Source organism: Paracoccus sp. L-17 (assembly GCF_056857655.1).
Genome location: NZ_JBSXNM010000045.1, coordinates 113890 through 135803, shown reverse-complemented (window position 1 = coordinate 135803; position 21914 = coordinate 113890). Strand labels below are relative to the sequence as shown.

Here is a 21914-nt window from a genome sequence, read left to right as displayed (position 1 = left end):
CCCGCTGCCGGCCTCGGGACCGCAATCAACCGTCCAGGAACGGCACCGGTATCCCGAAGGCATCGCCCAGCAGCACGAAATTCAGCCCCAGCACAATGATCGCCGCCATGGCGGCCAGCGAACCCAGCAGCTTTCCCACCGCGAATTCGCCCATGATGTCCTTGCGCATGGAAAAGATCAGAAGCGCGATCATGGGGACGGGCAAGGCGATGGAAAGCACCACCTGGCTGAGGAAAAGCGCCTGCGTCACGTTCACGCCCATCGCGACAACGACGAAGGCGGGAAGCATCGTGACCAGTCTTCGCAGCCAGATCGGGACGCGAAACCTCAGGAAACCCTGCATGATCATCTGCCCGGCCATCGTGCCGACGACCGAGCTTGAAATGCCCGAGGCGATCAGCGAGGCAAGAAAGATGCCGGCGGCCGCGGCGCCAAGCAGCGGCGTCAGCGTGTAATAGGCGGTCTCGATCTCGGCCACCTCGGGGTAGCCCATGTGAAAGGCGCTTGCCGCCATCATCACCATCGCCATGTTGACCATGCCGGCGATCGCAAGCGCGACCACGACCTCGATGTTCGAGAATTTCAGCACCCGGCGGCGGTCCCTTTCGTCGCGGATTTCAATGCGGTTCTGGGTCAGACCGGAATGCAGGTAGATGGCATGGGGCATCACGGTGGCACCGATGATGCCGACCGCGATGATCAGGGCATTGCCGTCCGGCAGGGCCGGCTGAAACATGCCGATCCCGGCGGATTTCCAGTCGATGGGCGCGATCAGCGTTTCGGCGAGATAGGAAAGGCCAATCACAATGACCAGCGCGCCGATGATCAGCTCCATCGGGCGAAATCCCTGACGTTCAAAGATCAGGATGGCATAGGTGATGATGGCGGTGATCGCCATGCCGACGATCAGCGGCAGATCGAACAGCAGCGCCAACCCGATCGCCCCGCCCAGGAATTCCGCCAGGTCGGTGGCCATGGCGGCGATTTCGCTGACCACCCACATGACCCATACCACGGGCTTTCGAAAGTTGTCGCGGGACAGTTCCGCCAGGTTCTTGCCGGTGACAATCCCCAGTCGGGCCGACATCGCCTGAAACAGCATGGCGATCAGGTTCGCCAGCAGCACGACCCATAGCAACTGATAGCCATAGCCCGCGCCCGCCTGGATGTTCGTCGCGTAATTGCCCGGATCCATGTAGGCGACCGAGGCGATCACCGCCGGCCCCGCGAACAGAAGACGGCCGCGCCAATCCTTGCGGTGGCCGGTCAGGACATCTGTCATTCCACGTCGGGTTCGGTAGGTCAGTTTTTGCATGGACTAACAATGATTGCGTGATCAATGGAATATAGCCATTGCTATGCCCGGCGCAAGGGGGTGCCGTCCGGCTGCCGCGATCACGCCGATTATCGGTTGGTAAAACCGAATAGCTTTGGCTATAAATCCTCTTCACGCTTTCGAAAGAGCCTGCCCATGACCGACAGAACGACGCCGGCAAAAAAGCAGGCCGACCGCTTTGCGAGGGCGCGGGAAAAGCAGTCGCGCGCCCTGCTGGAAGATTACGCCGAACTGATCGGGGATCTGATCGCGGAACTGGGCGAAGCGCGGGTGGCCGATATTGCCGAACGGATGGGGGTCGCCCAGCCGACCGCAACAAAGGCGATTTCGCGGCTGAAGCGCGAGGGTCTGGCGACGGCGCGCCCCTATCGCGGGGTTTTTCTCACCGACGACGGGGCCGATCTTGCCGATCGCGTCCGCGCCCGTCACCGCACGGTGGCCGAACTGCTCATCGCCGTCGGCGTTCCCGAAGATGTCGCCGAGATCGACGCGGAAGGGATCGAGCACCATGTCTCGCGCCGGACCCTGTCGGCCTTCGAGGCGTTCCTGAAAGCACAGGGATCGACCTCGGACCAGGCGCGTGCCGAAGACCCGATCGGGCGCGACCCGGCCGGGCATGGCCCGGTCCGTGACCCGAGGTGACATTGCGTCACGAAAGCGTCGCTTCCCGGCTTGCCCGGCTGCGGACCCGCGCCTAGCGTGCCGCCATGACCGACGCCCCGCCCATATGGACCCGCACCGAACCGCAAAGTCCGTGCATCAACATCTGCGTGATACACCCGCACGAGGGTATCTGCGTGGGCTGCTACCGCACGCTGGACGAGATCGCCGACTGGGCCTCGATGCCCGCCGAGACGCGGCGCGCGGTCATCGCCGAACTGCCGGCCCGCAAACCGCTGCTGAAAAGACGCCGTGGCGGCCGGAATGGCCGGCGCGACGGGTAGCGGCTCGGTCGTCCCGGAACGACCAGAACAGCGCCTTGCCCGATATGTCCCTTGCCCCGCCATTCCGAGCCCAGCCGGGCCGGGCGCGGCCTGGCACAGCGCAGGAAGCGGGGCCGAAAGAATTCGCATGGGAAATCCGGCCTGATGGATCTCCGGATGACTGACGCCGCACCGCAAGGATCGCGCGGCGATCTGGCGCCTCAGCCGCGCCTGCCGCGAATGCTGCGGTGGATGCGAATGCGAACCTCGTCGGGTTCGGCCGCGACCGCCTGCATCAGCGCCCGCATGTCGCCGCGGGCGGTGTTCAGCTGGTCGATCAGCGACATGACCATGCGCAACCCGTCCTCGGGCAGGTTGTGGCAATCGGCCAGATCGCACAGCAATTGCAGGCGCGCCAGGTCGGCCTCGCGGAAACCGGGGCCATCGGGCGTCGTCACCGGCTGCACGATGCGCGCCCGGCAATAGCGGCGCAGGCGCGGCCGGGTCAGTTCCTCGACCATCGCGATGACTTCGGTTTCGGTGTAATAGCGGCTCATATCGTCATCCCCCGGCGTGGGTCGTAGCCATGCGACTTGCGCCATCCCTCCATGAATTTCGCCAGATCGCCGTCCACCTTCGGCGGCATCACGATCTTCAGTTCGACCTGCTGGTCGCCGCCATTGATCCCGCGCCCGCGCAGGCGCAGCTTCTGGCCCGTGGTGGCGCCTCTGGGGATGGTCAGGTTCACCGGCCCGTCCACTGTCGGCGCCGCGACCTTGGCGCCCAGAACCGCCTCGTCCAGCGTGATCGGCAGCGTCAGGAAGATGTCGTCGCCCTCGCGACGGAAATCGGGGTGGGGCGCGACCGAGACGGTCAGATAGGCATCCCCCGGACCGCCCTGGCCCATGCCCGCGCCGCCCTTGCCCTTCAGCCGGATCGTCTGCCCGTCACGCACGCCCCGGGGGATCGTCACCTCGAGATCGCCGCCCTCGGGCAGCGAGATCCGGGTCTTGCCGCCCCTGGCCGCGGTCATGAAATCAACCTCCAGGGCGAAACGGTAATCCTGTCCGCGCATGTGGAATTCGCGCCCGCCCTCCTGCCGGAAACCCTGCCCGAATCCTCCGGCCGCCCGGCGCCCGAACAGATCCGAGAACACATCCGACAGATCCGGATCGCCCTCGAAACCATAATTCTGCGCATAGGGATTGCCGGCCGCCTCCGCATGATCGCGGTAATAGCGGCGCTGTGGCCGTTCGTGACCCTGTTCGTCGATCTCGCCGGCATCGAAGCGGCGGCGCTGTTCGGGGTCTTTCAACAGATCATAGGCCGCCGATGCGGCCTTGAAGCGTTGGGTGGCCGCCGGATCGGGGTTCAGGTCCGGATGATCGGTCTTGGCGATCTTGCGATAGGCTTTCTTGATCTCGGCCTCGCTGGCCGATCTGGTCAATCCCAGATCTGCATATGGATCGCCTGCCATCTTCTGCCCCCTTTGCCCGTCTTTCGGATCAACAAGATAGAACCTGCGCCGGTTTCATCAAGCCTCGCCCGGCCGGCTGTGCGGGGGGCGGCTTCGTCGCCCTGGCCCGGCCCCGGGACGATGCCCGACCGGGCGCGGTTGCGGACGAAAGCGCGACGCCGGCGTCAATAGGGTTGCGGGTGATCCCTGTGCAGCCGGTCGATGGCGCGGACCAGATCCTCGGGCAACGCCTGGTCCATTCCGGCCAGCAGGTGATCGAGCTGTGTCACCGAGGTCGCGCCGATGATCGGGATCGCCTTGAAGGGCCGCGTCGCTTGCCACAGCACGGCCATGTGAACCCGATCCCAGCCGTGACCCGAGGCCAGCGCGCCGAAGGCGTCGGCGGCGGCGATGGCTCGGGCGGTCAGACGCCCACCCAGCCGGCCCTGACCGCCATGCGCCTTGTCCACCGACGCGCGGCTGCCCCCGGGGACCGCGCCGCCGGAATATTTTCCCGTCAGCAGGCCCGCCGCCAGCGGCGAAAATCCCAGCAGGGTCACATCCTCCTGGACGGCCGTCTCGGCCAGATCGGTGTCATAAAGCCGGCAGAGCGGCGAATATTCGTTCTGGATCGCCACGGGTCGGGGCGCGCCGGTCCGGTCCGCCACGTCGCACCAGCGCGCCAGCCCCCATGCGGTTTCGTTCGACAGGCCGAAGGCGCCGATCTTGCCCGCCCGCCGCGCCTGGGACGCGGCCGCGAGAATGTCGGCCATGTGATCCAGTATGCGGGCCTTGTCTGCCTTCGGCGCATGGGACCAGTTCTGCCGGAACGCCCAGGTGCCGCGCACCGGCCAGTGCAATTGGTAAAGATCGATCCGGTCGGTCCGCAACCGCCGCAGCGAACCATCGATGGCCGCGCGCATCGTGGCGCCGTCGCAGGGGGCGCCATCGCGGACCATCTGGCTGGGTCCGGTCATCTTGGTGGCGATTTCGACGCGCTCGCGCCGGCCGGCCCCGGCCAGCCAGCGGCCGACGATCTCTTCGGTGGCGCCGATCGTCTCGCGGCGGACCGGATTGACGGGATACATCTCGGCGCTGTCGAAAAAGGTGATCCCCGCGTCCAGCGCGCGATCCATCTGCCTCTGGGCATCGCCTTCGTCCGTCTGGTTGCCGAAGGTCATCGTGCCGAGGCAGATCGCGCTGACCTCGATGTCGCTGCCGCCCAGTGTGACCCGTTTCATGACCGCTCCGCTTCGTTGACGCGCTGCGGACGGTAGCGATAACCAGGCCGGGTGCAACCCGGCCCGGCGCCATTGCTCACTCGGCCTCGATCCAGCGCGAAAGGGCGTCGATCTCGGCCCGGATCGCGCGGCGGGCGCGCATCAGCCCCGCCAGCTTGCCCGCAACGCCGCCAAGGCTGGCCAGCAGCAGCGCACCGATCGCGGCATGGGCCGCGCCCTGCCCCGGCAGCCAGCCCGTCAGCCCGGCGATCGGCGCCAGACAAAGCCCGGCCAGCAACCCGACCGCGCCCGCGGCACAGCCGCAGGCGCTCAGAGTTGCGGACAGCCGCGCCTGCCGCGCCGCAACCTCGTCCCGCGGCTTTCCGGGCAGGTCCAGGATCAGCCGCGCGGGCGGCGCGGCATCCGTCAGCAGCCGCAGATCATCGGCCGAACGGATCACGCAGGTTGCCGGTTTCATGTCAGCGCCAGGACCAGCACCGCCGCGACCGCGACGATGGCGGCGGCTATGGCCAGCCCGAAAAGCGGATGGGGTGCGCCGCAGCCGCGGCCCTTGCCATGGTCGTGTTCGTTCTTGTCGGTCATGGAAACCTCCTACAGATAGGTGACGTGGCGCGAGCCCCGTACGATGGCGACTTGCAGGTTCGACAGCACCGGAAAGGCCGCGCCGACGACACTGGCGTTCATCAGATTGCCGGCCGATTCGTCGTGCGGCAGCAGGCAGGCATGGCCCAGTTCATGCGCCAGTGTCGCCCGCGCCACGCGCGGCTCGATGGTGACGTAATTATGGGTTCCCGCCATCGAACAGCCGATGGTCGAGGGCGGCTGGATGTCGTTGACGACGATGCCGATCAGCTCGGCGCCATAGCCGATGATCCGCCGCCAGCCGCTTTCGAATTTGCACAGGCTCTGGACCAGTTCGAACCACGAGCCATCCACCCACCAATCGGCGAAAAAGCCGCCCGCGCCGCATTGCACGCTGATGCTGCCACCCGGAGGCGACACACGGGTCTGGCAGAAACCGGTAAAGCGCGCATCGATGTTGCAGGTGCGGTCATAGATCTCGATCACCGCATCGACCTGCGGCTGCAAAGCGGCCTCGGTGGCCAGGGGCGTGCCGTCGATGACCGGAATGATGATCCCGAAATACATCTTCTTGCGCGGCCGGATACCCGCGAGGCTGGCCACGAAATCCAGGATGCCCACCAGCCGCCAGACGATTTCGGTCAGCCAGTTCAGCACCGTCCGGATGATCCCGCCGATCACCGGGATAGACAGGATCAGCCCGATCACGAAGGCGATCACGTCGAGGATGACATTGACGATCGTGCAGACGACGCGCACGACCCATTTGCCGATTGTCACGACGACCCAGCGGACCACCTTGACCGCGACCCAGACCAGCCAGCAGAACAACTTGTTCAGGCACAGCATCCACCATTTGCATGGCTCTTCGCGGCAGCGTTGTTCCTGCCGCTGTTCCCATTCCTCGATCGGCCTTTCGACCTGTTCCTCGACCCATTCCTGGATCTCGCGACATGAGCGACCCATTTCAAACCCCTGACGATATGACACGCCGCGACATGCGGCGCGGTACCAGGTCTAGGAGTTCGGCGTGAATTCGCCATGAGGGCGGCGTGAAAGGCCCTCAGCCCCGGATGTAGCCTGCCGAGGCTTCGATCAGGTGGCGGGTGTAATCCGTCTTGCCCGCGCCGCGGCGCAGGGCATCGACATCCATCACTTCCAGGATGCGGCCATGCTGCATCACCGCCAGCCGGTCGCACATATGCCCGACAACGGCCAGATCGTGGCTGACCATCACATAGGTCAGGCCATGTTCCGCCCGCAGATCGGTCAGCAGGTTCAGGATCTCGGCCTGAACGCTGACATCCAGGGCGCTGGTCGGTTCGTCCAGCAACAGCAGGCGCGGTTCGGCCGCCAGCGCGCGGGCGATGGCCACACGCTGACGCTGCCCGCCCGACAATTGGTGCGGATAGCGGAAGCGGAAGCCGCGTCCCAGTCCCACATCCTGCAGCAGCCGGGTGATGCGGGCGTCGATATCGTCCATGCCTTGCAGCTTCAGCGCCTCGGACAGCACCGCATCGACCGAATGGCGCGGATGCAGGCTGGCATAGGGATCCTGAAAGACCATCTGGACGGTCTTGTGAAAGGCGCGGCTGCGGCGGGTTCCGGTGACGGCCTGCCCGTCCACCTCGATGCTGCCCGACCAGGTGTCGATCAGTCCCGCAATGGCGCGCAGGATCGTCGATTTGCCGCTGCCCGATTCGCCGACCAGACCGAAGCTTTCGCCGCTGGCCACGGTGAAGGCGGCGTGCTGGACCGCGTCCACACGGTCGGGCGCAAAGCCGAACCAGACATTCAGATCGTCGACCGTCAGCATGGCGGCACCGGCGCGGGCCGGGATATTGCACCCCAGCACCCCCGCAGGATATTTCCGGACCGAAGCAGGACCATGTCACAAGCCTCCGGGAAGTTCGGTTTCAAGGCTTTCGGTGATCGGATCGCCGTCGCGCCACGTGTCCTGGCGTTGCAGCACCGGCAGGCGTTCGACCGGCGCATCGAGGCGCGGCAGGCTGTTCAGCAGGCCCTGCGTATAGGGGTGGCGGGCGGCATGCAGATCCTTGGCGGCCAGCGTCTCGACGATGCGTCCGGCATACATGATCAGCACCCGGTCGCAGAATTGCGCGACCAGGTTCAGGTCGTGGCTGATGAAGATCAGTCCCATGCCACGATCGCGGACCAGCCGGTCCATGATGTTGAGCACCTCGGTCCGGACCGATACGTCCAGCGCCGATGTCGGTTCGTCGGCGATCAGAATCTCGGGGTCGGGCGCCAGCATCATCGCGATCATGATGCGCTGACCCATCCCGCCCGAGACCTCGTGCGGATAGGCGCCCATGACCCGTTCGGGGTCGCGGATCTGGACCGCCTCCAGCATTTCCAGCGCCTTGGCGCGGCCCGCGCCCTTCGGGCCGCCGGCATGCAGCCGATAGGCCTCGATGATCTGGTCGCCGATGGTCATCACCGGATTCAGGCTGAATTTCGGATCCTGCATGACCATGCTGATCCGGCTGCCGCGGATCTTGCGCATCTTGCGTTCGGACAGATTCAGGATCGGCTGGCCATGCAGGTCCATCCGCCGGGCGGTGACCCGGCCCGGCGGACGGACAAGGCCAAGGATCGCGCGGCCGGTCATGGATTTGCCCGACCCGGATTCGCCCACCACGCCCAGTCTTTCGCGCCCCAGGTCGAAGCTGACGCCGCGCACCGCCTCGAACATGCCCTGCCGCGTCGGAAAGGCCACCCGCAGATCCCGGACCGAGAGCAACGGCGCGTTCATTCCTTTGCGCCCTTCGGGTCCAGAACGTCGCGCAACCCGTCGCCCAGCAGATTGAAGGCAAGGCTGACGATGAAGATGGCAAGCCCGGGCATCGCCGCGACCCACCAGAAATCCAGGATATAGGTCCGCCCGTCCGAAATCATCGCCCCCCATTCCGGCATCGGCGGCTGCGCGCCCAGACCCAGAAAGCCCAGTCCCGCCGCCGACAGGATGATCCCCGCCATGTCCAGCGCCACCCGCACGATCAGCGACGAAAGGCACAGCGGCCAGATGTGCCGGATCAGCAGCCGCATGCGCCCCGCCCCTTGCAGGCGGGCGGCGGCGATGTAGTCCGCGTTGCGGATGGTCAGCGTCTCGGCCCGGGCAAGGCGGGCATAGGGCGGCCAGGCTGTCAGCGCCAGCGCCAGCACCGCGTTGCCGATCCCTGCACCAAGTGCTGCCACGAAGGCCAGCGCCAGGATCAGCTTGGGGAAGGCCAGGAAGATATCGGTAATCCGCATCAGCACCTGATCGACCCAGCCCCCCGCGAAGCCCGCCACGGTGCCGATGAACAGTCCGATGATCGGCGCGATCAGGGCCACCGTGCCGACGATGAACAGCGTGATCCGCGAGCCGTGGATCAGGCGCGACAGGATGTCCCGGCCAAGCGCATCGGTGCCCAGCAGGTTCTGCGCCGATGGCGGTTTCAGCCGGTTCGCGAGATCCTGCGCAAAGGGGTTTTGCGGGGCCAGCAGCGGCGCGAAAATCGCCATCGCGATCAGCAGGATCAGGATCACCAGCCCGAACATGGCCAGCTTGTTGCCGCGAAATGTCAGCCAGCCCTGATAGATCGCGCCCAGCCGCGCCTGGTTGCGGGTCTGCGGCGCATCGGAAAGCAGCCATGCGCGGCGGGTCATCTGTCGGCTCATTCGGACCTCGGATCCAGCACGCGATACAGGATGTCGCTGAGCAGGTTCAGCGCCACGAAAGAGGTCCCGACGACGACCGTGCCGCCAAGGACCGCGTTCATGTCGCCGGCCAGCAGCGCCTTGGTGATGTATTGGCCCAGGCCCGGCCACGAGAAGATGATCTCGGTCAGCACCGATCCTTCCAGCAGCGAGCCGAAGGACAGCGCGATGACCGTGACCAGCGGGATCGAGATGTTGCGGAAAGCGTGGCGCCAGATCACCGCGCTCTCGGACAGGCCCTTGACGCGGGCGGTGGTGATGTATTCGGCCGAAAGCTGTTCCAGCATGAAGCTGCGGGTCATGCGGCTGATATAGGCGAGGCTGAAATAGCCCAGCAGCGAGGCGGGCAGGATGATGTGGCTGAACGCGTCCTTGAACGCGCCCCAATCGCCCGCGACCAGGGTGTCCACCAGCAGAAGCCCGGTGACCTTGGGAACCATGCCGTCATAGATGATGCCCTGGCGACCCGGCCCGCCGACCCAGCCCAGAATACCGTAGAAGATCAACAGGCCCATCAGGCCCAGCCAGAAGATCGGCATCGAATAGCCGACCAGCGCGACCACGCGGGCGACCTGATCGACGATGCCGCCGCGCCGGGCGGCCGCGATCACGCCCAGGGGCACGCCCGCGAACACGCCGATCAGCGTGCCCAGCGTCGCCAGTTCCAGCGTCGCGGGAAAGACCCGCCTGATGTCGTCGATGACCATTTGCCCGGTCGAGATCGAGCGCCCGAAATCGCCGGTCAGCACCTCGCTCACGTAGCCTGCGAACTGGACATAGAGCGGCCGGTCCAACCCCATCGCCTGATAGGCGGCGTCGTATTGCGCCTGGGTGGCGCGATCGCCGACGACCTTCAACACCGGGTCGATGGGCATGACGCGGCCGATCACGAAGGTGACCAGCAACAGACCCAGCATCGTCAGCAGCAGCGACAGCAGGACGCCGCCGATGCGTCTGGCCTTGCGCCGCGTCGCCGCGGCGCGGTGACCGCCCGGTTCCGGCGGGGTCTTGCCCCGTCCGGTCCCGGTGTTCAGGTCGGCCGCGGAAGACAAGGCCTATTCGCCCTTCGTCACCTGTCGATACATGACCGAGGTGACCGAGCGTCCGGAATTCCAGTTCTGGATATTGTCGCGCAATCCGGTCGGTTCGATGCGCTGGAACAGCGGGATGATCGGGGCCTCGGCCTGATATTGCTTCTGGATGTCGCGATACATCTGGGCGCGCTTGTCGGTGTCCTGTTCCAGCGTCGCGGCCACCGTGGCCTCGTTCATCGACTGCGGTACCGCATAGGCGTTGCGCCAGGCCAGCAGGCCGGTCGCCCGCGCCTCGTCGCTGTTGTCGGGATTATAGGCGAAGGTCGCGGCATTGGTGTTCGGGTCGGAATAATCCGGGCCCCATTCGCCCAGGAAGATCGGCACCTCGCGGGCGCGATAGGCGTCCAGAACCTGCGCGCCGGTCATCTGTTCGATGTTCAGCGTCAACCCCACCTCGGCCATCGACGCCTGCAAGGTCTGTGCCGTATCCACATATTCCCGCAGATCGCGGATCTTGGTGGTGATGGTGCCGCCCTCGATCCCGGCATCGGTCAGAATCTTCCGGGCCTTCTCGACGTCATAGGTCCAGGGGTTTTCGTCCAGCGCGCCCAGATAGCCTTCGGGCAGGAAGGCCTGGCGCACCTTGAACTGGCCCTTCAGGAAGCTGCCCGCGATGCCGTCGTAATTGACCAGGTATTTCATGGCCTCGACCACGGCGGGGTTCGACAGCAATTCGTCCTTCTGGTTCAAGCCCATATAAAGAATTCGGCCGCGCGGTTCGTCCTGGATCTTGACGCCGTCGGCGGTTTGCAGCGCATCGACATCCGTGGGCGACAGGTTGCGGGCCACGTCGATGTCGCCCTGTTCCAGTTGCAGGCGCTGCGCGCTGGATTCGGCGACATTCTTGACGATCACGCGGCTCATCGCCGGCGCGCCCTGGAAATAATCCGGGAAGGCGGTCATCTGGACCGCCTCGTTCGGCCGCCAGGCATTCAGCACGAAAGGCCCCGAACCCGCGTCGTTGTTGGACAGCCAGGTATTGCCCATGTCGTCGCCCTCGGCGTTGCTCATGACCAGTTCCTTGTCCACCACGCTGCCGATATTGGCGGTCAGGCAGTTCAGCACGAAGGATTGGGCATAGGGCTTGTCCAGCTTGATGGTCAGCGTGTTGCCGTCGGCCTTGACCATCTCGTCGACGTTTTCGGGGGTAAAGCCGAACTGCGTCAGGATGAAGGAAGGCGTCTTGTTCAGCTTCACGGCGCGCTGGATCGACCAGGCCGCGTCTTCTGCGCGGACCGGATTGCCGGAATGGAACTTGACGCCGTCGCGCATCTTGAAGGTGATGGTCTTGCCGTCCTCGCTGATCTCCCAGCTTTCGGCCAGGCTGGGCTTGAAGCCGGCTTCCATGTCCATCGGATCGAAATCGACCAGCCGGTCATAAAGGTTCTGGGTGACGTCGTTGCCCGAGAACTCGAAGGACTGCGCCGGGTCCAGCGTGATGATGTCGTCGATGGTGGCGGCGACGACCAGCACGTCGGCCGGGGTCTGGGCAAAAGCGGCGGGCGCGACGGCGATGGCCGATGCCAGAAGAATCGCACGCGAAGTGAGCAAAGCTTTCATGGTCGTTTTTCCCTGTCGGTTGGTCATGCCCCGTGAGCCGGGTTTCATGCCGATCAACGTGGCGCAATGTCGGAAAAGAGACAAGGCCCCGCTTGCGCGACGGCGTGCCGGGCGTTTCGCCCGGTGGCGTATCCCCGAACCTGCGGCCGCGCCTGTCAGCGACGGATCCGCGATTTCAGCGCCTTGCGAAATGCCGCCAACCAGGCCCGCGCGTCGAAACCCGCCGGCGGCGCGGCAGCATAAAGCTGATCGTCCAGCCGCGCCAGGATCACCGGAGCGGGGCGTCCGTTCCAGCGCAGATGCCGCTGGGCGGCTGCGCGCAAGGCGGGCAGATCGCCGGACCTTGCGGCGCGTCGCATGGCGCGCCCATGCGGGCTGGGCAGACTTTGCCGAATGCGCCGTCGCAGCCGGCCAGAACCCGCGATCCCCTGCCCGCGCAGCAGCAGCGCCAGCGCAGACGCCGTCCCCGCCCCCACCAGCATGACCGCGGCCGCGTCCTGCCGTGCCGCCGCCTTGTCCGCGGATCCGGAATTCGCGCCGAACCCGGCAAAACCGAAAGGAATGGGTTTCATTGCCGCGACCTCGATCCGACGGCTGTCGGTGTCGAACCACGGAAATGCCGCAGCGCGCAGGATCGCGGGCTCGCCGGTGGTCGGGCGCAGTTCCCATTCCCAGACGACGCGGGCCACCGGACCCTTTTCCGTCAGGACCGTCTCGCGGATTTCGGGCCGGGTAAAGCTGATCAGCCACGGCTCGCTGAGGTCAGGACGCGGCGGCAGGTCATGGGCCATCGCGCCAAGCGCCTCGATGGTGACGCGGCGGGTCAGAACCTGATCCTTGCGCAATTGCCCCGGCTGGGCCGACAGGTCGTCGGTCAGCGTCAACTGGCTGGCCGCCAGCGGACGATAGCCGCCGGGAAACGGCTTGACGCCGATCTTGACGGGCGGCGCGGTCACGTCCCGCGTGGCGCGCTGGCCGTCCGCAGTGACATAGGTCAGCCGATGTGTCACCGGGCCGATCCTGACCGGCCCGTCACGGCGCGGAAACACCGCGATCCTGCGTTCGAAGATTTGCAGAAGCTTGCCGTTGACCCGCTCTTTCCGCCAATCGTCGCGAGCGGTCTGAATCCAGTCGTAGTCGCGCGAATCGGGAAACTGCATCTGCTCCAGCGACACGGTCAGGTCATATTCGCCGCGCACCGTCAGCGCGATCATCTCGGCGACGACGGGATTGCCGCGATCATAGAGCAGCATCAGCCGCGCCATCGGCTGTTCCGCACGCGCCGCCGAAGCCATCGCCAGCAGCAGGACAAGGAAAAGGCGCGTCACCATGGATCGCCCTCTACCGGCCGGATCAGACCCATCCGGGCGCGGCGGTCGAATTCGGCCCGGATGCGCAGCTTCAGGAACGCGCCCGGATCGTCGGCGATCGTGTCCAGCCACTCATCCGTCGCGGCCAGGCCCTTGGCGTCAAGCCTGCGCTGCCATTCCGGGCCGGACAGGTTGGCCAGCAGATCGGTGATCGGCCTGTCCCCGGCGGGTGCGCCGCCCGCGCCCTTGATGCGGCCCGGCGCCGTGCTTTCGCCCACCACCACGGGCGCCAGCGCCGCCACCAGGTCACGATTGGAACGGGCCTGATCGTCGGTCGGATTGGCAAACAGCGTCGCGTCGAAATAGGCAACCGACAGCGCGTATTCCCGGGTCGCGGCCAGGCTGAGGCCGCGATTATAGGTCTGGCCGCGTCCCGCCGCCGCGAAAGCCTCGTCGGCGGCCTTGTAGTCGCCCAGCCGGAACAGGGCGACGCCGCGCGCCGCCGGATCGTCCAGCAACCGCACCGCCGCGCCGTCCCAGCCTGCGCGCAGGGCCAGCCGCCCAAGCGCCGACGGCCCCGCAACCGCCAGCGCGGCCAGACCGGCCGCAAGGACCAGCAGGGCCGCCGGCCTCACCGCTGCCTCCGCAGCATCAGCAACAGCGGCAGACCTGCAAGGGCGGCCAGAAACGGACCAAGATCGCGATATTGCAGCGATCGCAGCACCGGATCGCGCCGAAGTGCACCGCCGCGGCGCAACCGAGCCGCCAGATCCGGCAGATTCGCCAGCGTCGCGACGGCGCCGCCCCGGACCATCTCGGCCAGAGCATCGGGCGGCGGGACCGATGCGCCCCGGGCCAGCCCCTCGACGCGCAGGGCCGAGATGCGCACGCCCCGGTCGGCCAGTCGGTCGGCCTCGGCCGTGGCGGCGGCGTCGATGCCGCCGCCGTCCGAAATCAGGATCAGATCGGCACGCTGCAATCCCTCCAGCATCTGCCCCGCCCGTGCCAGCGCGGCGGCGGCGCGCGTGCCCTGTCCCGGCATGGTCTCTGAATCCAGCACCCCGATCTGCGTCCGCAGGCTGGCGATATCCAGCGTCGGAGCCGAGGCCGTGAATCCCTCGCCGCCATACAGCACCAGGCCGACCGGCCGTCCCGCCAGCGCCTGCGCCAGCCCCGCCGCCGCGAATTTCGCCTGGCTCAGCGCGCCTCCCTGCGCAACCGATGGCGACAGATCGACCGCCAGCACCACCGCGTCGGTCTGCACCAGCACCGGCGCATCTCCGCGGGGCAGCGCCGGCCCCGCCAGCCCCAGGACCAGCGCCGCCAGGCCGGCGGGCGCCAGCAGAAGCTGCCACGGCCTCTGTCGCCCGGTCAGCGCCCCAAGTGCCTGCATCGCGCGCAGCATGTCACGTGGCATCACCTGTTGCCAGCCGCCGGCATCCGGTATGCGCAGCAGGATCAGCGCCACCAGCCCGGCCAGCGGCAGCAATCCGATCAGCCAGAGCGGCCGCAACAGGATCAGGCCGTCCAACCGCGCCTCCTGATACCGATCAGCAGCAGGCAAAGGGCCGCGCCCGTGGCGGGCCAGACCCACAGGGATCGCCAGACCCGCATCGACGGCCGGTCCGACGGGTTCGGCTCCAGCCGGTCCAGGCTGCCGGCCATGTCGCGCAAGTCGCCGGTCGTGCGGACACGAAAGCTTTGACCGCCAGCCTGCCGCGCGATGGCGCGCAGCGTCGCCGTATCGACGGCATCGCGCGAGGCGGGGCGGTTTTCCAGATCCTCGGGGCCAAGGGCGATGGAATGGATGCGGATGCCGTGGTCGCGCGCCAGCCGCGCCGCCTCGACCGCCGGAACCCTGCCCGAGGTATCCACCCCGTCCGACAGCAGCACGATCACCCGCGAGGGCGCATCGCTGGCCGCAAGCCGTTTGGTGGCCAGCCCGATCCCGTCCGAGATCGCGGTGCCGCGGCCCGAAATGCCGATCTGCGCCTCGTCGATGGCCCGCGCCACGGCATTCACGTCGAAGGTCAGCGGCGCGGCGAAATAGGCCCTTTCGCCGAAGATCACCAGCCCGATCCGATCGCCGCGACGCGACGCGACGAAGGCCGCCGCCGTGCGCTTGACCGCCTCCAGCCGCGTCACCGGCCCGCCGTCCAGCGTGAAATCCTTTTTCATCATGCTGCCCGACAGATCCAGCGCCAGAACGATGTCGCGCCCCGAGGCCGGAACGATGTCGCTGACCGCCTGAACACGCGGGCCGGCCAGAGCCACCACCAGCAGCAGCCATCCCAGCCCGGCCAGCCAGACACCGCGACGTCGGTTCGCGACGCCGGCTGCCGCGGCCGCCGCAGCCAGATGCGCAGGCAGGATCAGCGCAGGCCGAGGCACGGCGAGGGGCGGGGTCAGCCAGCGCACCAGCAGCGGCAGCGGCAGAAGGATCAGCAGCAGCGGCGCGGACAGGCTCATCCCCGCTTCCTGCGGCTGCGCAGGGCGACACGCTCGATCCGGCCGTCATCGGGGGGCGGCGCGGCACCATAGGCGGCGGCGCGCAAGGCGTCGGGCAGGTGGCCCAGGATCCGGGCCACGGCAAGGATCCGCTCGGGGCCGGGCAATCCGCGGGTGGCGCGGATCAGCGCCCGGCGCGAGGGGCGGCGGTCGAGACAGGGCCGCAGCGCCAGAAACAGCGCCAATCCGACCAGCAATCCCAGGCCCAGCAGGCCCAGATCCTCGCGCCAGTCCATGACCGCCATGCCAGCCGGCAGGCGCGGCGGGGCCAGGGCCGCCAGCAACTGATCTTGCGTCACGGCCGGACCTCGACCGGGCTGGCGCCAAGGGCGCGCAGGCGCGCGATCTCGGGCCGCAGATCGGGCGCCAGCAACCGTGCCAGACGGCTGCGCTGGCCGTCGCTGATGGTCAGGGCCGGGCGCGGGGGCGCGATTTCGGCTTCGTCCAGCACCAGCGCGACGCTGACCATGCGCCGCCGCGACAGCCCGGTCAGCGCCGCCTCGGCCTGCAACCAGCCGCCCGGCAGAGTCGCCAGCACCACGCGCCCGCCGGCGGGCGCCAGCCGGGCGGCATGGGACAGCGCTTCGGTCAGGCCGGGCGCGCCCGGTTCGGCCAGCGCGCGATCGTGCTGATGCGCCAGCAATCGCGCGATCGCGGCCATCTGCGCCTCGCCCGTGGCGGACGGCATCTCGGCCAGTCCCGCACCCGAGACCGACAGGACCGCGACCGAGCCGCCGCGCCGCGCCGCAAGCCATCCGGCCCGCGCCAGCAGCCGCGCGGCGCGGACCGATCGCAAGGCCGCGCCGGTGCCCCACAGCATCGGCGCGCGGAAATCGGCGACCAGCAGGGTGGTGTCGTCGCGATCCTCGTGCAGGCTGCGCACATGCGGCTGGCCGGTGCGCGCTGTCGCCGCCGGGTCCAGCCGGCGCGGATCGTCCCCCGCGACATAGGCGCGGATCTCGCGCAGATCCATGCCGCTGCCGGGCAGTCGCGCCGCCACCGCTCCGGTCCGCCGGGTGGCAGGACGCTGTCTTTCGGGGGCCGTCGCTTCGTCGCGCAGGGCCAGCAGTTCGGCCGCTTGCAGCCGGATCCCCGCGACATCGGGCAAGCCGGCCGGAACTACCACGGTCGCACCGCGGCTAGCGCATCGGCAACGAGGGACCGCCTGCTTCGCCCTTCGCTGACAGCCTGCCACGCAGGCACCATCCGGTGCGACAGTGCATCTGCGGCCAGCGCCTCGGCATCCTCGGGCAAGCCGTGATCGCGGCCATGCAGCCAGGCACGCGCGCGCACCCCTGCCGCCAGCGCCAGCGAACCACGCGGCGATACCGGATGTTCAACCCATTCCGCCACCGCGCCGCCGGGTCGCGTCGCCATGACCAGCCGGACGATGAAATCCTTCAGCGCCGGAGCCAGATGCACCCGCGAGACGCGGTCACGCGCCCGCGCCAGATCCTTGGCCGTGACGACATTCGGAACGTCAGAGGGCGGCGCCATGCCTTCGGCCTCGACCAGATCGAGGATCGCGCGTTCGGCCACCGCATCGGGAAGATCCAGCCGCAGATGCAGCATGAAGCGGTCAAGCTGCGCCTCGGGCAGCGGAAAGGTGCCCTCGTGTTCGATCGGGTTCTGCGTGGCCACGACCATGAACGGATCGGGCAGCGGTCGCGTGATGCCGCCCGATGTCACCTGACGCTCGGCCATCGCCTCCAGCAGCGCGGATTGCACCTTGGGGGGCGCGCGGTTGATCTCGTCCACCAGCACGAGACTGTGGAAGATCGGACCGGGCATGAAGTCGAAATGCCCGGTTTCGGGACGGAAGACCTGCGTGCCTGTCAGATCCGATGGCAGCAGATCGGGCGTGCACTGGATGCGCGCATGGCTGCCCGGAAGATGCGCGGCCAGATGTTTGACGGCACGGGTCTTGGCGATGCCCGGCGGCCCTTCGATCAGCACATGGCCGCCGGCCAGCAGCGCGATCAGCAGCCGTTCCACCAGCATGTCGTGACCGATCAGCGCCGCGCCGATCTGACCGCCCAGACGCGCGATGGCATCGGTTTCAACCCGGACGTCGTTCATCGCCTCCTCCTTGCGCTGAACGGGGCCAGTCTGCCGCGCAAGCGCGCGCCGCGCCAGCCCGGATCGACCAATCGCCCATGCCACTTTGGTCTGATCGGCGCGCGGCCCGGCGCCGGTCCGACCGACCGGGCGAACCTGTCTTGATGCCACGAGAAACCGGGTGAAAACCGCTTGACGCCCCCTGCGCCCTCCCTTACATCGCCCCCACCCGTGGCGGAGTAGCTCAGTTGGTTAGAGCAGAGGAATCATAATCCTTGTGTCGGGGGTTCAAATCCCTCCTCCGCTACCAGAAACCCCGACTTGATTGCGAAAGCGGGAACACCGTGCGGAGGTCCGGCGGATGTCGGATCCGAGCCACCCTCGATCACATTCTCGGGCAAACGGCCCGGCAATCCGGACCGATCCGAAATATGGCGGTCCACCAGGGCGCAGACCGGTGTTCGTCGGCCCTACCCGGCGGCCTGAGAGCCATCCGAATTCGCCCGCCGGCGCCTGCGCAGGAAGGCGAAAGCGCCGATCCCGACAGGAACGAGGGCGGCGCCAGCCGGCACGGGAACAGGGCTGGGCGAGAATGACACGGCCCACGCAGAGAGATACGGCGTTTCGTCGCCTTCGTAGCTGAAAAGACCCGACATGGTGTCCCAGTCGATGTCGATGCGCCAAGCAGGAGCGGCGCCAACAGTCCAGTATACGCCTTCTTCCCACTTCGCGAGGCGACCAGGCGAGCTTATTTCCTGACCGTTTCCATATTGCATGTCGATGGCCATCGAGTCGTCATCGAAAGTGAATGTGACGATCCCGGTGGCAGGATTCCCGGTGCTTAGGCCATTCAGAATTCCTGCCACCGGCTTTACCTGGCCGGGTTGGCAATAATTGCAATCATACTCATGCCTGACGAGAGTGATCGTCGAAGGTTGCTTGATGACGGTGGCGGCAGAAGCCATGTGCCCCGTCCCGACCAGCATCACGAAAGCAGCAATCGCGGATCCGATACGCATCTCAATCTCCAATCAAATCATCACACTCACGCTATACTCAGCGGCGCGTGATCCTGTCTACGCGAAACGGAGTGATCGCGCTCGCGCCATGGAAGTGTTCGCCCTGCCTGCCGATCCCGACCGGGAGCCTTCATGCATCGCGGGAAAAAAGCAGGCTTGCAGACCATGCCGCAGCCAGCCTTGTGACCACGTCGCCCATGCGATTGCGCTCAGCCAGTCTCTGTCATCGGCTGGGACGAGGGTGTCATGCCGTTCCGCCTGATCTTGGGTGCCGCCATCGAAGCCGCGACGGCAACTGTCGGACCATCGCCTCAGCCCCGCGCCCTGACCACCTGCAACAAGGGCATCACCTCGGCCATCTCGGGGCCGTGGGCCTGGCCGGTCACGGCCTTGCGCAGCGGCATGAACAGGCCCTTTCCCTTGCGGCCGGTCGCCTGTTTGACGCGCGTGGTCCATTCGTCCCAGGTCGTCTCGGTATAGGGCGGTGGCGGCAGCAGTTTCATCGCTTCGACAACGAATTCCGCGTCGTCCGGGTCGATCTGCGGCTCGGCGCCTTCGCTGAAGATGCGCCACCAACCGGCCAGATCGTCCAGCACCGTGATGTTCTGCGAGGCCACGCGCCAGAACCGTTCGGCCTGCTCTGCCGGCACGCCAAGCGCGGCGATGCGGTCGGCCACGGCCTCGAGGGGCAGCGCCTGATTCTTCTCGCGGGTCAGCGGCCACAGGTCTTCGGCGTCGAACTTGGTCGGCGAGGCGCCGAACTGGGACAGGTCGAACTCGGCCGCCAACTCGTCCAGGCTGGCCAGCCGCACCGGCTGACCCGAGCCCAGCCGCGCCATCAGCGAAATCAGCGCCTCGGGGGCGACGCCGGCCTCGCGCAGATCCTTCAGCGACAGCGCGCCGATGCGCTTGGACAATTCCTCGCCTTGCGCACCGGTCAGCAGCGAATGATGGGCGAAGGCGGGCGGCGTGCCACCGAGCGCCTTGATGATCTGGATCTGGGTCGCCGTATTGGTGACGTGATCGGATCCGCGCACGATATGGGTGACGCCCATATCCACGTCATCGACGGATGAGGCAAAGGTATACAGCACCTGCCCGTCGGCGCGGATCAGCACCGGGTCGCTGACCGAGGCGGCGTCGATCGAGATGTCGCCCAGAATCCCGTCCACCCACTCGATCCGTTCCAGATCCAGCCGGAACCGCCAATACCCCTCGCGGCCCTCGGCCCGCAGCCTGTCCTTGTCGGCATCCGAAAGCGCCAGCCCGGCCCGGTCATAGACCGGCGGGCGCCCCATGTTCAGCTGCTTCTTGCGCTTCAGATCCAGTTCGACCGGGGTTTCGAACACCTCGTACAATCGGCCGTCGGTGCGCAGCCGGTCGGCGGCCTCGGCATAGCGGTCCAGCCGCAGCGACTGGCGTTCCTCGCGGTCCCAATGCAGGCCCAGCCAGTCCAGATCGCGCTTGATGCCGTCCACGTATTCCTGCTTGCTGCGCTCCTGATCGGTATCGTCGAGGCGCAGGATGAAGCTGCCGCCGGCCTGGCGCGCGATCAGATGATTGAACAGGGCGGTACGCAGGTTGCCGACGTGAATGTGGCCGGTGGGCGACGGCGCGAAGCGGGTGGTGGTCATGAAACGTCTCCTGTTGCCGCTGCTCTTTCACAGACCGCCTTTTTTGTCCATATCGGTGAGGCGCGCGGCGACGGAGATGCGGATGAGCGACTGGAACGAACTGACGGCCCCGGATGCGACCGAGATCGAGGCGATGGCCCGCGCCGCGCTGGCCACGCTGCCCGCGGAATTCGGCGGCCCTGCGCAGGATGTGGCGATCCGGGTGGCGGAATTCGCGCCCGACGAGGTTCTGGACGAATTGCAGATCGACGATCCGTTCGAACTGACCGGCCTCTATGACGGCATTCCGATGACCGAGAAATCGGTGGCCGACCAGCCGGGCGGACCGGATATCGTCTGGCTGTTCCGCCGACCGCTGCTGGACGAATGGGCCACGCGGGGTGACGTGACGCTGGGCCAGTTGATCGCCCATGTCGTGATCCACGAATTCGCGCATCATTTCGGCTGGTCCGACGACGACATCGCGCGGATCGACCGGTGGTGGGAATGACGGATCAGGCACCGATCCTGACCGTCACCCTGAACCCGGCGCTGGATCTGTCGACTGCGGCCGACGCGGTGCGTCCCGACCTGAAACTGCGCTGCGACAAGCCGGTGGCCGATCCCGGCGGCGGCGGCATCAATGTCAGCCGCGCGATCAAGATCATGGGCGGGACATCGACCGCGATGGTGGCGCTTGGCGGGGCGACGGGCGCCCGGATCGCCGGTATGCTGCAGGCCGACGGGCTGTCCGTGGTCCGGCTGACCGCACCGGGCGAGACGCGGCAATCGCTGGCCGTCACCGACCGGCGCCACGGCGGTCAATACCGGTTCGTCATGCCGGGGCCGGAATGGCACATGGCACAGGTCGCCGACATGATGTCGGCCATCGCCGAACATGCGCGCGGCGGTGGCTGGGTGGTGGTGTCGGGCTCGAACCCGCCCGGGGTCGCGCCGGGATTCGAACAGATGCTGACCGTGCGGCTGCAGGACGGGCGCGCAAGGCTGCTGGTGGACACGTCGGGCGACGCCTTGCGCGCACTGGCGGGATCATCCATCCCCGTCGATGTCCTGCGCATGGACAGCCACGAGGCCGAGGCGCTGGCCGGCCGCGCCCTGCCCCTGCGCGCCGACAGCGCCGCCTTCGCCGCCGGGCTGGTCCGCGACGGGGCCGCGAAATCGGTGATCGTGGCGCGCGGCGCGGACGGGTCCGTCATCGCCGGTCCCGAAGGCGCATGGCACGCCCAGGCGGCTCCGGTGCCCGTCGTCAGCGCCGTCGGCGCGGGCGACAGTTTCGTGGCAGGCTATGTCCTGGCCATGGCACGCGGCTGGGCCGTCCCCGAGGCGCTGGCGCTTGGTGCGGCGGGGGCTTCTGCTGCGGTGATGACACCGGCCACCGAATTGTGCCACGCCCATGATGTCGAAAGGCTGTTTGCGCAGCGATCGGTCTCGCGGCTCTGATCCGGGAAACGGCGCCGCCGGCGCAGGTTC

At 67.3% G+C, this 21914-nt stretch carries 25 protein-coding genes and 1 tRNA gene; 5 read left to right on the top strand and 21 right to left on the bottom strand.

Annotation, left to right across the window (positions count from 1 at the left end):
* Window positions 1–25: 25 nt before the first annotated feature.
* The gene (locus AC13CR_RS16510) at window positions 26–1282 is read right to left on the bottom strand and encodes an Nramp family divalent metal transporter (protein ID WP_292979008.1); all 1257 of its coding nucleotides are present in this window, start codon (window positions 1280–1282) and stop codon (window positions 26–28) included.
* Window positions 1283–1471: 189 nt separating this feature from the next.
* Between AC13CR_RS16510 and mntR the strand changes: the two genes are divergently transcribed.
* Window positions 1472–1978, top strand: a complete 507-nt coding sequence (mntR, locus tag AC13CR_RS16505; protein ID WP_292954430.1) for a manganese-binding transcriptional regulator MntR — start codon at window positions 1472–1474, stop codon at window positions 1976–1978.
* 65 nt (window positions 1979–2043) lie between these two features.
* Complete coding sequence (locus AC13CR_RS16500; RefSeq protein WP_293015474.1) at window positions 2044–2280, top strand: DUF1289 domain-containing protein; 237 nt, start codon at window positions 2044–2046, stop codon at window positions 2278–2280.
* 200 nt (window positions 2281–2480) lie between these two features.
* Here AC13CR_RS16500 and AC13CR_RS16495 read toward each other — a convergent pair whose 3' ends face one another.
* The 18 genes from AC13CR_RS16495 to AC13CR_RS16410 all read right to left on the bottom strand — a co-directional run bounded on the left by AC13CR_RS16495 (window position 2481) and on the right by AC13CR_RS16410 (window position 17812).
* Window positions 2481–2816 carry a hypothetical protein gene (locus tag AC13CR_RS16495; protein ID WP_292954436.1) on the bottom strand — a complete coding sequence of 112 codons (336 nt, stop codon included), beginning with the start codon at window positions 2814–2816 and terminating at the stop codon, window positions 2481–2483.
* Window positions 2813–3736 carry a DnaJ C-terminal domain-containing protein gene (locus AC13CR_RS16490; RefSeq protein ID WP_292954439.1) on the bottom strand — a complete coding sequence of 308 codons (924 nt, stop codon included), beginning with the start codon at window positions 3734–3736 and terminating at the stop codon, window positions 2813–2815. Before AC13CR_RS16490 ends, AC13CR_RS16495 begins: the two co-directional genes overlap by 4 nt.
* Before the next feature lie 164 nt (window positions 3737–3900).
* Complete coding sequence (locus tag AC13CR_RS16485; protein WP_482900701.1) at window positions 3901–4956, bottom strand: aldo/keto reductase; 1056 nt, start codon at window positions 4954–4956, stop codon at window positions 3901–3903.
* A gap of 76 nt (window positions 4957–5032) precedes the next feature.
* Entirely contained in the window at window positions 5033–5413 is a 381-nt protein-coding gene (locus tag AC13CR_RS16480; RefSeq protein WP_292954445.1) for a hypothetical protein, read from the bottom strand.
* Window positions 5410–5538 carry a hypothetical protein gene (locus AC13CR_RS16475; protein ID WP_292954448.1) on the bottom strand — a complete coding sequence of 43 codons (129 nt, stop codon included), beginning with the start codon at window positions 5536–5538 and terminating at the stop codon, window positions 5410–5412. The genes AC13CR_RS16480 and AC13CR_RS16475 overlap by 4 nt, the downstream gene beginning before the upstream one ends.
* 9 nt (window positions 5539–5547) lie before the next feature.
* Window positions 5548–6504 carry a hypothetical protein gene (locus AC13CR_RS16470; RefSeq protein WP_292954451.1) on the bottom strand — a complete coding sequence of 319 codons (957 nt, stop codon included), beginning with the start codon at window positions 6502–6504 and terminating at the stop codon, window positions 5548–5550.
* 97 nt (window positions 6505–6601) lie between these two features.
* Complete coding sequence (locus tag AC13CR_RS16465; RefSeq protein WP_292954454.1) at window positions 6602–7354, bottom strand: ABC transporter ATP-binding protein; 753 nt, start codon at window positions 7352–7354, stop codon at window positions 6602–6604.
* 75 nt (window positions 7355–7429) lie between these two features.
* A complete protein-coding gene (locus AC13CR_RS16460) occupies window positions 7430–8314 on the bottom strand; it encodes an ABC transporter ATP-binding protein (RefSeq protein ID WP_292954457.1) in 885 nt (294 codons plus the stop codon).
* Window positions 8311–9222 (bottom strand): nickel transporter permease, encoded by a 912-nt coding sequence (nikC, locus tag AC13CR_RS16455; protein ID WP_292954460.1) that lies wholly within the window; start codon window positions 9220–9222, stop codon window positions 8311–8313. The genes AC13CR_RS16460 and nikC overlap by 4 nt, the downstream gene beginning before the upstream one ends.
* Entirely contained in the window at window positions 9219–10211 is a 993-nt protein-coding gene (locus AC13CR_RS16450; RefSeq protein ID WP_446232157.1) for an ABC transporter permease, read from the bottom strand. Before AC13CR_RS16450 ends, nikC begins: the two co-directional genes overlap by 4 nt.
* Window positions 10212–10316: 105 nt before the next feature.
* On the bottom strand, window positions 10317–11915 hold the full coding sequence (locus AC13CR_RS16445) for an ABC transporter substrate-binding protein (RefSeq protein WP_292954463.1): 1599 nt from the start codon (window positions 11913–11915) through the stop codon (window positions 10317–10319).
* Between the two features lie 155 nt (window positions 11916–12070).
* The gene (locus AC13CR_RS16440; RefSeq protein ID WP_446233644.1) at window positions 12071–13246 is read right to left on the bottom strand and encodes a hypothetical protein; all 1176 of its coding nucleotides are present in this window, start codon (window positions 13244–13246) and stop codon (window positions 12071–12073) included.
* On the bottom strand, window positions 13240–13860 hold the full coding sequence (locus tag AC13CR_RS16435) for a hypothetical protein (protein WP_482900700.1): 621 nt from the start codon (window positions 13858–13860) through the stop codon (window positions 13240–13242). The genes AC13CR_RS16440 and AC13CR_RS16435 overlap by 7 nt, the downstream gene beginning before the upstream one ends.
* Window positions 13857–14756, bottom strand: coding sequence for a VWA domain-containing protein (locus AC13CR_RS16430; protein ID WP_482900699.1), 900 nt, complete (start codon window positions 14754–14756; stop codon window positions 13857–13859). The genes AC13CR_RS16435 and AC13CR_RS16430 overlap by 4 nt, the downstream gene beginning before the upstream one ends.
* The gene (locus tag AC13CR_RS16425) at window positions 14744–15694 is read right to left on the bottom strand and encodes a VWA domain-containing protein (protein WP_446235851.1); all 951 of its coding nucleotides are present in this window, start codon (window positions 15692–15694) and stop codon (window positions 14744–14746) included. Before AC13CR_RS16425 ends, AC13CR_RS16430 begins: the two co-directional genes overlap by 13 nt.
* Complete coding sequence (locus AC13CR_RS16420; protein ID WP_292954478.1) at window positions 15691–16032, bottom strand: hypothetical protein; 342 nt, start codon at window positions 16030–16032, stop codon at window positions 15691–15693. Before AC13CR_RS16420 ends, AC13CR_RS16425 begins: the two co-directional genes overlap by 4 nt.
* Window positions 16029–16859: a DUF58 domain-containing protein gene (locus AC13CR_RS16415; RefSeq protein ID WP_292977989.1), complete on the bottom strand. Its 831-nt coding sequence runs from the start codon at window positions 16857–16859 to the stop codon at window positions 16029–16031. The genes AC13CR_RS16420 and AC13CR_RS16415 overlap by 4 nt, the downstream gene beginning before the upstream one ends.
* Window positions 16853–17812: an AAA family ATPase gene (locus AC13CR_RS16410; protein ID WP_292954484.1), complete on the bottom strand. Its 960-nt coding sequence runs from the start codon at window positions 17810–17812 to the stop codon at window positions 16853–16855. Before AC13CR_RS16410 ends, AC13CR_RS16415 begins: the two co-directional genes overlap by 7 nt.
* Before the next feature lie 212 nt (window positions 17813–18024).
* Between AC13CR_RS16410 and AC13CR_RS16405 the strand changes: the two genes are divergently transcribed.
* A tRNA-Met gene (locus AC13CR_RS16405) sits at window positions 18025–18101 on the top strand.
* Window positions 18102–18261: 160 nt separating this feature from the next.
* On the opposite strand, the gene AC13CR_RS16400 is transcribed toward AC13CR_RS16405, so the two are convergent.
* Window positions 18262–18810, bottom strand: coding sequence for a hypothetical protein (locus tag AC13CR_RS16400; protein WP_292954488.1), 549 nt, complete (start codon window positions 18808–18810; stop codon window positions 18262–18264).
* Between the two features lie 311 nt (window positions 18811–19121).
* The gene (gene gltX, locus AC13CR_RS16395; protein WP_292954491.1) at window positions 19122–20444 is read right to left on the bottom strand and encodes a glutamate--tRNA ligase; all 1323 of its coding nucleotides are present in this window, start codon (window positions 20442–20444) and stop codon (window positions 19122–19124) included.
* 82 nt (window positions 20445–20526) lie between these two features.
* Between gltX and AC13CR_RS16390 the strand changes: the two genes are divergently transcribed.
* Together AC13CR_RS16390 and AC13CR_RS16385 are read left to right on the top strand one after the other, a co-directional pair.
* The gene (locus AC13CR_RS16390) at window positions 20527–20934 is read left to right on the top strand and encodes a metallopeptidase family protein (protein ID WP_292954494.1); all 408 of its coding nucleotides are present in this window, start codon (window positions 20527–20529) and stop codon (window positions 20932–20934) included.
* Window positions 20931–21884 (top strand): 1-phosphofructokinase family hexose kinase, encoded by a 954-nt coding sequence (locus tag AC13CR_RS16385; RefSeq protein ID WP_292954497.1) that lies wholly within the window; start codon window positions 20931–20933, stop codon window positions 21882–21884. The genes AC13CR_RS16390 and AC13CR_RS16385 overlap by 4 nt, the downstream gene beginning before the upstream one ends.
* Window positions 21885–21914: the final 30 nt, after the last annotated feature.